At 58.1% G+C, this 13,622-nt stretch carries 13 protein-coding genes; 9 read left to right on the top strand and 4 right to left on the bottom strand.

Annotated elements, in window-relative coordinates; all coding sequences use genetic code 11:
• Window positions 1–153: 153 nt before the first annotated feature.
• Together murU and KGFNPO_RS14150 are read right to left on the bottom strand one after the other, a co-directional pair.
• The gene (murU, locus tag KGFNPO_RS14155) at window positions 154–858 is read right to left on the bottom strand and encodes an N-acetylmuramate alpha-1-phosphate uridylyltransferase MurU (RefSeq protein WP_472631876.1); all 705 of its coding nucleotides are present in this window, start codon (window positions 856–858) and stop codon (window positions 154–156) included.
• A gap of 93 nt (window positions 859–951) precedes the next feature.
• A complete protein-coding gene (locus KGFNPO_RS14150; RefSeq protein ID WP_472631875.1) occupies window positions 952–1,989 on the bottom strand; it encodes an aminoglycoside phosphotransferase family protein in 1,038 nt (345 codons plus the stop codon).
• A 98-nt stretch (window positions 1,990–2,087) separates the two neighbouring features.
• On the opposite strand from KGFNPO_RS14150, the gene KGFNPO_RS14145 reads away from it, so the two are divergent.
• The 4 genes from KGFNPO_RS14145 to rsmA are packed head-to-tail and all read left to right on the top strand — an operon-like array spanning window position 2,088 to window position 7,654.
• Window positions 2,088–4,337: an LPS-assembly protein LptD gene (locus tag KGFNPO_RS14145; RefSeq protein WP_472631874.1), complete on the top strand. Its 2,250-nt coding sequence runs from the start codon at window positions 2,088–2,090 to the stop codon at window positions 4,335–4,337.
• 33 nt (window positions 4,338–4,370) lie between these two features.
• Entirely contained in the window at window positions 4,371–5,795 is a 1,425-nt protein-coding gene (locus KGFNPO_RS14140; RefSeq protein WP_472631873.1) for a peptidylprolyl isomerase, read from the top strand.
• A gap of 7 nt (window positions 5,796–5,802) precedes the next feature.
• On the top strand, window positions 5,803–6,858 hold the full coding sequence (gene pdxA / locus KGFNPO_RS14135) for a 4-hydroxythreonine-4-phosphate dehydrogenase PdxA (protein ID WP_472631872.1): 1,056 nt from the start codon (window positions 5,803–5,805) through the stop codon (window positions 6,856–6,858).
• A 28-nt stretch (window positions 6,859–6,886) separates the two neighbouring features.
• Window positions 6,887–7,654, top strand: coding sequence for a 16S rRNA (adenine(1518)-N(6)/adenine(1519)-N(6))-dimethyltransferase RsmA (rsmA, locus tag KGFNPO_RS14130; protein ID WP_472631871.1), 768 nt, complete (start codon window positions 6,887–6,889; stop codon window positions 7,652–7,654).
• A 237-nt stretch (window positions 7,655–7,891) separates the two neighbouring features.
• Here rsmA and gloA read toward each other — a convergent pair whose 3' ends face one another.
• The gene (gene gloA, locus KGFNPO_RS14125) at window positions 7,892–8,302 is read right to left on the bottom strand and encodes a lactoylglutathione lyase (protein WP_472631870.1); all 411 of its coding nucleotides are present in this window, start codon (window positions 8,300–8,302) and stop codon (window positions 7,892–7,894) included.
• 181 nt (window positions 8,303–8,483) lie between these two features.
• Between gloA and KGFNPO_RS14120 the strand changes: the two genes are divergently transcribed.
• Window positions 8,484–8,828: a helix-turn-helix domain-containing protein gene (locus KGFNPO_RS14120; RefSeq protein WP_472631869.1), complete on the top strand. Its 345-nt coding sequence runs from the start codon at window positions 8,484–8,486 to the stop codon at window positions 8,826–8,828.
• A gap of 533 nt (window positions 8,829–9,361) precedes the next feature.
• On the opposite strand, the gene KGFNPO_RS14115 is transcribed toward KGFNPO_RS14120, so the two are convergent.
• On the bottom strand, window positions 9,362–10,837 hold the full coding sequence (locus KGFNPO_RS14115) for a cryptochrome/photolyase family protein (RefSeq protein ID WP_472631868.1): 1,476 nt from the start codon (window positions 10,835–10,837) through the stop codon (window positions 9,362–9,364).
• A 182-nt stretch (window positions 10,838–11,019) separates the two neighbouring features.
• On the opposite strand from KGFNPO_RS14115, the gene KGFNPO_RS14110 reads away from it, so the two are divergent.
• The 4 genes from KGFNPO_RS14110 to KGFNPO_RS14095 are packed head-to-tail and all read left to right on the top strand — an operon-like array spanning window position 11,020 to window position 13,568.
• On the top strand, window positions 11,020–11,685 hold the full coding sequence (locus tag KGFNPO_RS14110) for a YqgE/AlgH family protein (RefSeq protein ID WP_472631867.1): 666 nt from the start codon (window positions 11,020–11,022) through the stop codon (window positions 11,683–11,685).
• A 24-nt stretch (window positions 11,686–11,709) separates the two neighbouring features.
• Window positions 11,710–12,117: a Holliday junction resolvase RuvX gene (gene ruvX, locus KGFNPO_RS14105; protein WP_472631866.1), complete on the top strand. Its 408-nt coding sequence runs from the start codon at window positions 11,710–11,712 to the stop codon at window positions 12,115–12,117.
• Window positions 12,098–12,616, top strand: a complete 519-nt coding sequence (gene pyrR, locus KGFNPO_RS14100; RefSeq protein WP_472631865.1) for a bifunctional pyr operon transcriptional regulator/uracil phosphoribosyltransferase PyrR — start codon at window positions 12,098–12,100, stop codon at window positions 12,614–12,616. The genes ruvX and pyrR overlap by 20 nt, the downstream gene beginning before the upstream one ends.
• A complete protein-coding gene (locus KGFNPO_RS14095; protein WP_472631864.1) occupies window positions 12,609–13,568 on the top strand; it encodes an aspartate carbamoyltransferase catalytic subunit in 960 nt (319 codons plus the stop codon). Before pyrR ends, KGFNPO_RS14095 begins: the two co-directional genes overlap by 8 nt.
• Window positions 13,569–13,622 lie beyond the last annotated feature (54 nt).

The raw sequence follows: 13,622 nt of genomic DNA, 5'->3' as shown, positions 1-13,622 counted from the left end.
AGGGTGTATCACCGTTTTAATGGCACTGGCCGCATATGTTCATTGCGGCTCTAAAATATACTCGCATTTATGCGGAGCCATGTAGGATGGGTGCAACCCATCTTGTAAGTTCCCTGTGCGATGGGTTTCACCCATCCTACGGCTGTGCGTCGTTCAAGCCAGCGGCGCATTCAATTGCTCCAGTCGCTCGGCGCTGCCGACGTCGGTCCAGTCGCCACGGTATACCTCGCCGCCGACTTGGCCGCGCGCCGCATATTCGCGCAGCAGAGGCGCCAGCTTGGCAGAAGCGCCAGCCTCGATCGCATCGAACATTTCGGGCCGGTAGACGCCGATGCCGGAGAAGGTGTAGCGCGGCGCACCTTCGTTGACGACCGAATACAGGTTCAGTGCGAAGTCGCCTTGCGGATGGTGCGCCGGATTCTTGACCAGATACAGCCAGGCCACGTCGCGCCGGTCGGCTGGATAAGGCCGGCCCCACATGTCGGCTTCTGCCAGCGTGTCTTTGACTTGCGTAAAATCGAAATGGGGACAAAAGATGTCGGCGGCAAGTGCCACGAACGGCGCATCGCCCAGCAAATCTCGGGCGCGGGCCACGCCGCCGGCGGTTTCCAGAGCGGTGCCTTCGGCCGAATAGACAATGCTGGCGCCGAATTTTGCGCCATCGCCCAGCGTTTCTTCGATCATCCGGCCCAGGTGCGCATGGTTGATGACGATTTCGGTAATGCCAGCGCGCACCAGATTCTGGATGTGCCAGACAATCAACGGGCGACCGCGCACTTTCAGCAGCGGCTTGGGGCAGGTATCGGTCAGAGGGCGCATGCGCTCGCCGCGCCCGGCGGCAAAAATCATTGCTTTCATAATGGTTTCATTAATTATTAGTGATGGAGTATTATTTTTATCGCATTAAAACTATGCGGTAAATGCCTTGTTTTTGTCTATACTCCATGCATACTAAAAAGTATATCCAATCTGCGGCTTTTGCTCTTCCAGCACATTGAGCAAGCGCACCAGCGGCGCCAGTTCGCGGTAGCGACGCGCAGTCTTGAATACGTATTCCAGCACCAGCGGAATATCCTTCAGATAAGCATCCTTGCCGTCGCGATAATTCAGACGGGCGAAAATGCCGAGCACCTTCAGGTGGCGCTGCAAGCCCATGAATTCGAAATCGCGATAAAAGAGGTCGATGTCCGGATTGACCGGCAAGCTGGCGCGCCGGGCTTTTTCCCAGTAGCGAATCGCCCAGTCCAGCACCAGTTCTTCATCCCATTCGATATAAGCGTCACGCAGCAGCGATACCAGATCGTAGGTCAGCGGGCCGTACACCGCATCTTGAAAGTCGAGAATGCCGGGGTTTCCCTGCGGCAAAACCATCAGGTTGCGCGAGTGGTAATCGCGATGCACGAACACTTGCGGCTGCGCCAGATTGTTGGCTAGCAGCGCCTCGAATACCTGGTTCAGATCGGCTTGTTGGGCTTCGGTCAGGGTGGCGTTCAGGTGCCGTCCCAGATACCACTCGGGAAACAGCATCAGTTCGCGCAGCAGCAGCGCTCGGTCGTATTCCGGCAGCAAGCCTGGCTGGCTTTGGCTTTGCAACTGGATCAGCGCATCGGTCGCGTCCTGATACAGCGCATGGGCGGTGTCGCTATTGAGCTGTTGCAAATAAGTGGTCGCGCCTAGGTCCGACAGCAGCAAAAAGCCGCGTTCGGTGTCGGCTGCCAACACCTGCGGCACCGTCACGCCGGTTTGCGCAAATACGTCGGCCACATGGATGAAAGGCCGCACATCTTCTTGCGGCGGCGGTGCATCCATCACGATGGCAGTGCCGCCAGCGGCCGTATCGACCCGGAAATAACGCCGGAAACTGGCATCGCTGGAGGCGGGGCGCAGCGTTTGCGGCAGAGTCGGCGTGGCGGCCAGCGTAGCCAGCCATTCGGTTAGCTGGGCAAAGCGCAGATCGGATGGGGTATGTGAAGTTGTATGTAAGGACATGAAGCAGCCTGGGGAATCGGTTGAGGGTGAGGAGTTCCCATATAATAAGGGATTCAATTCAAAAAATCGCCTGCCATGGTTATTCACCCCTTTCGCTCATGAGTCGGCATACCGCAACGCAACAGCCGCAATATCGGTTCAGCATGCTGGCAGCCGCTATTGCACTGGCGTATCTACCCGTGCTGGCGTACGCGCAGGGCTTGCCCAATCCGACCCGCAGCCGGGCGATAGAAGAAAGCCAGCCGTCCGAGATCAGCGCCGAAACCATGACCGGACGGCCCGACCGCGAGTTGCAGCTTGACAGCAAGGTCGAGATCCAGCGCGGTCAGACCAACCTCAAGGCCGACCACGCGCTGTACCTGCAAATCGAGGATGAAGTCACCGCGTCGGGCAATGTATGGATCAAGCGCTTCGGCGACCTGTACCAGGGCGAACAGTTAAAACTCAACATGAGTTCAGGCGCCGGCTATATAACCAATCCCACATATCGACTAGAAAAGAATAACGCGCAGGGCAACGCAGAGCGCATCGATTTTGAAAACCACGAACGCGCAGTCGTCCGCCAAGGCACTTACAGCACCTGCGAAGGCCCCGACCCCGACTGGTATCTGGAGGCCGACACCTTGCGCCTGGACACAGGGCGCGATGTCGGCACCGCCTCCAAAGCGGTGGTGTATTTCAAGGGCGTGCCGATCATGGGCCTGCCCTTGATGTCGTTTCCGCTCTCGGGTGCACGCAAATCGGGCGTATTGCCACCGACCATAGGCGTTACCTCCAAAGGGGGGCTGGAACTGGAACTGCCGTATTATTTCAATATCGCGCCCAACCGCGATTTGACGCTGTTTCCCAAAATCATCAGTCGGCGCGGCTTGCAACTCGGCGCCGAAGGCCGCTATCTGGGGCAGAGCTATGCCGGCCAAACCAGGATCGAAGTGTTGCCGGACGATCAGCAAACCAAGACCAACCGCTACTCGCTGGCTTCGATTCACAATCAGACACTGACTCCCCGTCTGTCGTTCGGGTGGAACCTGAACCGGGCTTCGGATAATGATTATCCGAGCGATTTTGCGCAAACCATCACTGCCAGTTCGCAGCGCCTGTTGCCACGCGACGTGTACACAAGCTATTCCGGCGCGTACTGGAATGCGGCTGCCAGGATCACCAGTTACCAGCTGCTGCAAGACCCGCTGGTGCCGCTCGAACGGCCGTTCGGCCGCTTGCCGCAACTCAATTTTCATTCCGGACGGCAAGACGTGCAGGGATTCGATTGGGCTTTCGATTCGGAATTTTCGCGTTTTTACCTGCCGGACGAAGAGTTGCGCGGCAGACCGAACGGCGACCGTCTGGTGATCAATCCGCAAATCAGTTATCCGATAGTGCGGCCCGGCTATTTCATCACGCCCAAACTGTCGCTGCACGCCACCAGTTATAAACTCGACGCGCCGACGGGCAGCTTGCCATCAGCGGCACCGTCGACGCTAACGCGTACGCTGCCGACCTTTTCGCTCGATAGCGGTTTGATGTTCGAACGCGATACCACATTTTTCGGGCGGGAAGCCACGCAAACGCTGGAGCCGCGCCTGTTTTACGTGTATACGCCTTTCCGCGATCAAAGCCTGTATCCGAATTTCGATAGCGCCGAGGCAACCTTCAATTACCCTCAGCTCTTCAGCGAGAACCGTTATTCGGGCTCGGACCGCATCAGCGACGCCAATCAACTCACCGCGGCGCTGACGTCACGCTATCTGGACCCGAACGGAACCGAGCGTTTGCGCCTGTCACTGGGGCAGCGTTATTACATCCGCACACCGCGTGTGGTGCTTAATTCTGGTAGCGCCATTCAGGAAAGCCGCTCCGACCTGCTGCTGGCCGCCAGCGGCCGCGTGACCAATGAGTTGCGCCTTGACAGCGGGGTGCAATACAGCGTCAATCAGAACAGCCTGTCGAGCACTTATTTGGGCGCCCAATGGCTACCGGCACCGAAAAAAGTGTTGAACGCCGAGTATCGCTACGTGCGCAAGAGCAGTTCGGTGGAATTGCTAAAGCAGGTTAAACTCTCTGGCCAGTGGCCGCTGGCGGACCGGATATATGCGGTCGGCCGGGTCAGTTATTCGTTGCCGGATCGCAAACTCGTCGATAGCTTGTTCGGGATGGAATACAAGGCAGACTGCTGGATTTTCCGGGTAGTGGCGCAACGCATTACCACCACGACCACAACCGCTAATTCGACCATCTTTCTCCAGCTGGAATTGAACGGACTATCCAAGTTAGGCTCCAATCCGCTAGAAGCGCTGCGCCAAAACATTCCCGGCTACCAGCCAGTCAACGATCCTGTAGTAAGAAATTAACCAGGTCCAGCAATCCATCAACACGAAAACACCATGAGCGAATTTAAACCCTTGCGTAATCGTAATGCGAACAAGTCGGTACCACTACTGACGATACTGCTACTGAGCCTGACATTGGGCGCGCCTGCTGGCGTCTGGGCGCAAGCCAAGAGCGCGCCCGCAGCTAAGGTGCCCGCAGCTAAGGTAACTGCGGCGGCCGTGACGAAGAATGCCGGCCAGCCGCAACTGGTGGACGCCATCATCGCGGTCGTCAATAATGAAGTCATCACCCACCAGGAACTGGAGCGGCGCCTGCGCACAGTCGAGGCCCGGGCCGTTAAAAAAGGCATCAACCTGCCGCCGCGCGCTGAATTTCAGCAGCAGTTGCTGGAACAAATGGTGCTTGAACGGGCCCAGATGCAGCTTGCCAAAGAGGCCGGCATCCAGGTCGACGACATCATGCTGGACCGTGCCATCAGTCGGATTGCCGAACAAAACAAAATGACCCTGCAGAAATTTCGCGACGAGCTGGAGCGTGAAGGCACTGCCTTTCCGCAGTTCCGCGAAGAAATCCGGCAACAAATCATCACGCAGCGCCTGCGCGAGCGCGAAGTTGACAGCAAGATCCAGGTGGCCGAATCGGAAATCGATAACTATATCGGCGCTGAAAAAAATACCGCACAAGCCCAGCAAGAGTTAAATCTGGCCCAGATCCTGGTACGCATCCCTGAAAACGCTTCCCCAGAGCAAATCGCCGAGCGCGAGAAGCGCGCCCAGTCGGCGCTGCAACAACTCAAATCGGGCGGTGACTTTGCCAAGGTGTCGGCCAGCTTTTCCGACGCCAGCGAGGCGCTCACCGGTGGCGACCTGGGCTGGCGCGGCCAGGATCGCTTGCCCAAACTATTCATCGATGCGGTCGCCAGCCTGAGTCCCGGCCAGGTATCCGCGGTGCTCAGGAGCGCGAACGGTTTTCATATCCTGAAATTGGTCGGCAAGCGCGCCGCCGTCAAGCCCGATGCCAACACCCCGGCAGTGCAGCAAACGCGTGCACGGCATATCCTGATCAAGGTCAATCAGGCGGTGCCGGCCAATGAAGCGCGCCGTACGCTGACCGAGCTGAAGCAGCGTCTGGACAACAAGGCCGCTACGTTTGAAGACCTGGCCAAACTCTATTCCAACGATTTGTCGGCGTCCCAGGGCGGCGATCTGGGTTGGCTCTATCCCGGCGATACGGTGCCGGAATTCGAGCGCGCGATGGATGCGCTGCAGCCGGGGCAGGTCAGCGAACCGATCGAGTCGCCATTCGGTTATCACCTGATCCAGGTGCTTGAGCGCAAGACCGATGCCGTGTCGCAGGAGCGCCAGCGCAACGCCGCACGCATGGCCATTCGCGAGATCAAGATCGAAGAAGCGACGCAAGACTGGCAGCGCCAGATACGCGACCGCGCCTATGTCGAATTCCGCACTGACGAGAAGTGAGGATGTGATGCCCGCACTTGCATCCGCGCAACAACCTGCAAGCCGCCCCACGCTGGCAATCACCACCGGCGAACCGGCCGGCATCGGCCCTGAAATATCGATCAAGGCAGCGTGGGCCTTGCGCGCCGAGGTCCGGGCGGTATTGATCGGTGATGCGGCATATCTGGCCATGATCGCAGACGCACTCGATCCTGCCATCAGCCTGGTCGCGCTTTCCTTGCGCGCGCTGCGTAATGGCGGCTTGCCGGATTTTCCGCCGGATCGGCTGATAGTCATCGACTGCCCGCTGGAAGCGCATGTGGTTCCGGGCCAACTTGACCCGAAAAACGGCCGTGCGCTGCTGCAGACGCTGGATATCGCCATCGAAGGTGCGCAAAGCGGCTGGTTCGACGCCATCGTCACCGCACCGTTGCAAAAAAGCACCATCAACGACGCCGGCATCCCATTCACCGGCCATACCGAATACCTGGCCCAGCAGACCCACACCGCGCAAGTGGTGATGATGCTGGCCGGTGGCACCGCGCCGCATTTGCGGGTAGCGCTGGCAACCACTCATCTGGCGCTGAAAGAGGTGCCGGACGCCATTACATTTGACAGTCTGAGCCGCACGCTGGAAATCATTCACAGTGACTTGCAACGCAAGTTCGGTTTAATCCGGCCACGGATACTGGTCACCGGTCTGAACCCGCATGCCGGCGAAAGCGGCTATCTGGGCCGCGAAGAAATCGACGTCATCGCGCCGGCAATCCAGGCCGCGCAAGCCAAAGGGATGCAGGTCAGCGGCCCGTATCCGGCCGACACCGTGTTCCAGCCCAAGTATCTGCAGGACGCCGATTGCGTGCTGACGATGTACCACGACCAGGGTTTGCCGGTGCTGAAGTTCGCCAGCTTCGGCCAGGGCGTCAACATTACGCTCGGCCTGCCGCTGATCCGCACTTCGGTCGATCACGGCACCGCGCTCGATCTGGCGGCCAAAGGCGTCGGCCATGCCGATTGCAGCAGCATGGTCAAAGCCATCCAGGCGGCGGCCCAAATGGCAGCCCAGGTGGCGGCCGGCGCATAACAAGAATAAACAACAGTAGATTTCCTTAATGAAACATATCCCCCGTAAGCGCTTCGGCCAGAATTTCCTGACCGATAAATTCGTGCTGTCGCACATCGTCGAAGTAATTGATCCGCAACCGGACGATGCCATGATCGAAGTCGGCCCCGGCCTGGGCGCGATGACGCGCCTGTTGCTGGCGCCGCTGCAGCAGATGCACGTGGTCGAACTCGACCGCGATCTGGTGGCGCGGCTGCAGACGAGTTTCGACCCGGCCAAGCTGATCGTGCATGCCGGCGATGCGCTGAAATTCGATTTCGCACAGATTCCGGTCGCTCCCGGCAAGAAGTTGCGTATCGTCGGCAACCTGCCGTACAACATCTCCACCCCGCTGCTATTTCATTTCGCGGAATTCGCGCAGCAAGTCGAGGATCAGCATTTCATGCTGCAAAAGGAAGTGGTCGAGCGCATGGTCGCCGCGCCCGGCAGCAAGACTTACGGCCGGCTGTCGGTCATGCTGCAATGGCGTTACCGGATGGAGTTGCTATTCATCGTGCCGCCGACCGCCTTCAACCCGCCGCCGCGCGTCGAATCCGCCATCGTGCGCATGATCCCGATCGAACAGCCCTTGCCGTGCGACGCCGACAAGTTGAGCGAAGTGGTGAAGAAAGCATTCTCCCAGCGCCGCAAAGTGATCCGCAATTGCCTGGCCGGCATGTTCACCGAAGCCGACCTGATCGCCGCCGGCGTCGATCCGCAAACCCGGCCAGAGACCGTGCCGCTGGAACAATATGTGGCGCTGGCCAATCGCCTGTAGCTGATCAATGCTTACTGAACATATTGAAAGGGTAGGTTGGCGCTGAGCAACGCGAAGCCCAACTTGCAGGCGGCAGATTGTGGGGCTTCGCTGCATTCAACACCAACATAATGAGTATTTTTATCAACCGCAGGTTTTATATGCGGTAATTGCCATGTTAATTGGCATACTCAAGCATTTTTATAAAATATAATCGGACTTGTGCTGCGCTTTCAGCATCACGCTCAGTATTCTTAATTATCGTAATCCGCTTCCGCCGGCATCGGCCTTGCGCTCAATCAGTTCGATTTTGTAGCCGTCCGGATCTTCCACGAAGGCGATTACCGTGCTGCCGCCTTTTACCGGGCCGGCTTCGCGGGTGACGTTGCCGCCGGCGGTTTTGGTTGCCGCACAGGCTTTTTGAGCATCCTCGACCGCGATTGCGATATGGCCGTAGGCGCTTCCCATCTCGTATTTTTCCACGCCGTAGTTATAGGTCAGTTCCAGTTCGGCGTGGTCCGGATTGCTGCCGTAACCGACGAAGGCCAGCGTGTATTTGTATTCCGGGTTGTCGCTGGTGCGCAGCAAGTGCATGCCGAGTACCTTGGTATAAAAATCGATAGAGCGTTGCAGATCGCCGACGCGGAGCATGGTGTGAAGTATGCGCATGATGCTGCTTTCTTTGATTGGGATGGATTGTTACTGTAACCGAATCGGGCACCGTGCGCGATTGAGGCGGTTGCAGGTACGCAGGCCGGCGCTGTTGAAAATTCTTGCATATAAAAAATTCTTGCGCATCACTAAAAAATCAATAAAATAACTTTTAAGTTACTTAGTCGATAGGATATTGATGTCACGCCATTCCAATGCACTCATCAGCGCGCCGCCTGAAACACTGCAACCGCTGGTCCGGCTGGGGCAACGCCTGCGTGCACATCGGGTGCAGCAGGGCTGGACGGTGGTGGATATGGCGGCGCGTCTGTTTTGCTCGCCGACCACGTATCGTGCCCTCGAAGCTGGCAAGCCGGGCACCAGCATTGGTATTCTTGCCAATGCCTTGTGGCTATTCGGCCAGATTGACACGCTGAATTTTGTGGCGCCCACGCCAGCCGAACTTGCCGCCGGTCGCCGCGTGCGGCACCGTGCAGGCAAGACTGGCGCCGGCATGATCGCAGAGGATGAACGTGACTTTTGAGCGCAGCCTGTACGTTGGCCTGGCATCCGAACCACAAACGCCAGCGATCCCCGTTGGCATGTTGAAACTTGCGCGCCGTGGCGTCATCGAATCGGGCGCATTCGCCTACGGGCGACGTTACCTTCAATTGCCCGAAACGCAGGCGCGGGGCAGTGCCCCACGAAACCCCTGCTACACCTCAGACAGCCTTCATTTCTGATCCATTTTCTGCAGCACACAAACGGCTGCGGTGCAGCAGGGGCTTCGGATTGCATGCAATCCGCCTGCGTAACGACATTGCCTTGAAAGGCAATGTTCCCTCCCTACAGGGACACAGGGACACAGGGCCTCAGCGGCCTAACATCAAAAACAGTGTCAATACAACCGCCAATGACATAAAGCAGTCACTTGGATATCAATCGAATTACAGGCTGAATAGATACCTAATTTTGAAAATATAAGGAGTATGCCAATAAACATGCATTTTCACGCATGTATTAATTGCGGTATTAAAAAATACATTATCTGAGTATATTTAATTGGATAAATTGCATTCAAGCTGCTTTCTTGACCACTGCATAACGCTCCAGCGTGCGTTTTCTGGCGGCGTCATGTTGCACGATGGGGCTTGGATAGTTGTCGCCCAGCGTGATGCCGGCCAGCGCCAGTTCCATCGTGTCCAGCAGCCACGGCGCGTGGATGTGCTTGTTGTGCAGCTTGGTCAGTTGCGGCAGATAGCGGCGAATGAATGCCCCTTCGGGATCGAATTTTTCGGACTGCGTGACGGGATTGAAGATGCGGAAATAGGGTTGGGCGTCGCAACCGGTCGATGCCGCCCATTGCCAGCCGCCATTGTTGGCGGCCAGGTCGAAATCGTTCAGGTGTTGCGCGAAATAGCGTTCGCCCCAGCGCCAGTCAATACCGAGGTCTTTAATCAAAAAGCAGGCGGTGACCATGCGCAGCCGGTTATGCATGTATCCGGTCCGGTTCAGTTGCGTCATCGCCGCATCCACCAGCGGATAGCCGGTGCGACCATCGCACCAAGCTTGGAAGGATTGTTGCGCGGCGTCGCCGGATTCCCAGCGGATCGCGTCATATTCCGGCTTGAACGCGCGTTCCACCACGTGCGGATGGTGATCCAAAATCATGCAGTAAAAATCGCGCCAGATCAGTTCCGACAGCCAGGTTGCAGCACCAGTGCTGCCCGCATCGGATCGTATCGCCTCCATCGCATGGCGCGCCAGCGTGCGGATCGAAATCGTGCCGAAACGCAAGTGAATCGACAAATAAGACGGCCCCTTGATTGCAGGAAAGTTACGGGTGGCGCCATATTTCCCCATGCGCGGCAGGAAATCCTGCAGCAGTTTTTGTGCGCCTGACATGCCGGTCGGGATGTTCAGCTCGCGCAGATTGCTGTGCGCAAAACCCATTTCCACCAGCGACGGCATCACGCACTCGGCTGCCGCTGCCAACTGTGCGCGGTAAGCATCGACTGGGTACGGTTTCAGGTAAAAGTCGTCGCTGCGGGCATGCAACTTCTTGAGCCAGGCGTTCTTGTAGGGCGTGAAGACGGAAAACGGCCGTTCGGACAAGGTCAGTACTTCGTCCTTCTCAAAAATGACGTGATCCTTGAAGTCCAGCAATTGCCGGCCGTCTGCTTGCAGTGCAATGGCGACTGCGGCGTCGCGTGCGATTGCCTGCGGTTCGAAATCATGGTTGATGAACACCGCTTCGGCCCCGAGTTCGGCGGCTAGCCGGGGGATTTCAGCGGCCGCCTCGGCGTGGCGCACGATCAGGCCGCCGCCCATGACCCGCAAGGCGGTATCGAGTTCGAGCAGGCTGGCATGGATGAATTCCACCCGACGGTCGGCTTTCAGGCCGGACTCCAGTAAAGGCTGCAGGATGGTCTGGTCGAAGATGAAGGCGCAAAACACGCGCCGGCTTTGCTTTAATGCGTGATACAGCGCGGCATGGTCAAAATCGCGTAAATCGCGGCGGAACCAGACCAGTGCGGTGTCGAAGGTGGGCATGGATGGGCGGCAAAGTGGGTAAAAATTGAGTATGACAGCCTTCAGTCTGTCAAAATGGCTTAAATATCACCGATCATGACGCAAACCAAAACCGGTCAAGGCTTGCGGTATGTCACAACAAGTCAGCGCAGCCATGTACGCCAGCCTGCGGTACGGGGCAGCAAAACTGCTAGAATACGGCCATGCCCAAACTCAGTAAAAATCCAAAAATGCAAGCATTGCCTGGCGCGTCCCAGGTCAGTTCCGATGTGCCCGGTCATGCCGGCGTCATGACACTCAATGCGCTTGATTTAGCGAATCATTTTCTGATCGCAATGCCCTCCATGCCCGACCCGGTTTTCAGCGGCACCGTAGTGTATTTGTGCGAGCACAATAGTCAGGGTGCGCTTGGCATAGTGATCAACAAACCGACCGATATGTGCATCGACGATTTGCTCGACCGGGTCGAACTGGCTGGCGAGAAAGCGCCTGAATATTTGGCTATCGCCGACCAGCCGGTGATGTTCGGCGGCCAGGTTCAGGAAGATCGCGGCTTTGTGCTGCATACGCCGGCGGCGAACTATTCATCCACCCTGAAAGTGACCGATCAGATCGCCTTCACGACTTCGCGCGACGTGCTCGAAGCGATCGCCACCGGGCATGGCCCGAGCCAGTTTTTGATCAGCGTCGGTTATTCGGGCTGGAGCCCCGGTCAGCTCGAAGATGAAATTGCCCGCAACGCGTGGCTCACTGTGCTGGCCGACCCTGCGGTGCTGTTCGATGTGCCGTTCGATGCACGATATGCCGCCGCCATCAAATTGCTCGGCATCGATCCGATGATGCTCACGTCCGAAGCCGGCCATGCATAAGAGTTCCGGTCGCGGCATCGCCTAGTGGAAACCGTGCTGGCGTTCGATTTCGGCCTCAAGCGCATCGGCGTCGCGGTCGGCAATAGCATGCTGCGGCAGGCGCAACCGCTGACCGTCATTGCAGCGGCTACCAACGTGGCTAAATTTGCCGCCATCGCCGCCGTCGTGGCAGAGTGGCAGCCGGCGCGCTGCGTGGTTGGCTTGCCGTTCTATCCGGACGGTGCCGAGCACGAAATGACGGTGCGCTGCCGCCGTTTTGCCAATCAATTGCACGGCCGCTTCGCGCTGGAAACTACGCTGGTGGACGAACGCTATTCTTCCGCAGTGCTGGCAGCCAAACGCGGCGAGGTGATCGACGCCCGCGCCGCCGCAATCATTTTGCAACAATACTTTGATGACCTTGACCACGCACATGAACATGCCCAATCCTGATCTCGACGCGGAAGCCCTGTATCTGGCGCTGGCCGCACGCATTAAAACTGCCTTGGCGGGTATCGACAATCTCGCTCTGGTCGGCATTCATTCCGGCGGCGCCTGGCTGGCCGAACGGCTGGCGGCCGACTTGCAGTTGAGCGACCGGCTCGGCTTTATCGATGTCTCTTTTTATCGCGATGATTACGCGGAAAAAGGCTTGCATTTCGAGGTCAAGCCGACCCAGATTGGGTTCCCGGTCGATGACGCCGTCATCCTGCTGGTCGATGACGTGCTGTACACCGGACGCACCACGCGCGCCGCGATCAATGAATTGTTCGACTACGGCCGCCCGGCAAGAATCATGCTGGCGGCACTGGTCGACCGCGGCGGACGCCAACTGCCGATTGCCGCCGATTTTGTCGCTGATACCGTTCAACTGACTGCCGATCAAACCCTGCTGCTACAACGCGCCGAAGATGGCCAACTCACGCTCTCGCTAACCACCTCCCATGCATAATCCGCAACTGAATAAAAATGGCGAGCTGCAACATTTGCTCACCATCGAAGGCTTGCCCCAACCCATCCTCAACCACATTCTCGATACCGCATCCTCGTTTGTCAGCGTGTCCGACCGCGAGGTCAAGAAAGTGCCGCTGCTGCGCGGCAAAAGCGTGTTCAACCTGTTCTTCGAGAACTCGACCCGCACCCGCACCACTTTTGAGATCGCGGCTAAACGTTTGTCGGCCGATGTGATCAACCTGAATATCTCGGCTTCCAGCGCCAGCAAGGGCGAATCGCTGCTCGACACCATCGACAACCTGGCGGCGATGCATGCCGATATGTTCGTGGTGCGCCACAGCCAGTCCGGCGCGCCGCACCTGATCGCCGACCACCTGCGCCGGATCGAGCATCATCATGTGCACGTGGTCAATGCCGGCGACGGCCGCCATGCGCATCCGACCCAGGGTTTGCTGGATATGTACACCATCCGGCACTACAAAAAAGATTTCAGCCAGCTCACGGTGGCAATCGTCGGCGACATCCTGCACAGCCGCGTGGCGCGCTCCGACATCCACGCGCTGACCACGCTGGGCGTACCGGAAATCCGCGCCATCGCACCGCTGACATTGCTGCCGGGCGGTCTGGAACACATGGGCGTGCGCGTCTTCACCGACATCAACGCCGGCTTGAAAGGGGTTGACGTGATCATCATGCTGCGACTGCAAAACGAACGCATGACCGGCGCTTTGCTGCCTTCCGCGCAAGAATATTTCAAAAGCTACGGCCTGACGCCGGAACGGCTGGCGCTGGCCAAACCGGACGCCATCGTGATGCACCCGGGACCGATGAACCGCGGCGTCGAGATCGACTCGGTGGTGGCCGACGGCGCGCAAGCAGTGATCCTGCCGCAAGTCACCTTCGGGATTGCGGTGCGGATGGCGGTGATGGGGATTTTGGCGGGGAACTAGATCGCTGCTATTTGTTTTTAATTCCTCCCCCTTTACAGGTGGAGGAGTGACCAA

The organism is Gelidimonas diazotrophica (genome assembly GCF_055694025.1).
This window is presented reverse-complemented; position numbering and strand designations above follow the sequence as displayed.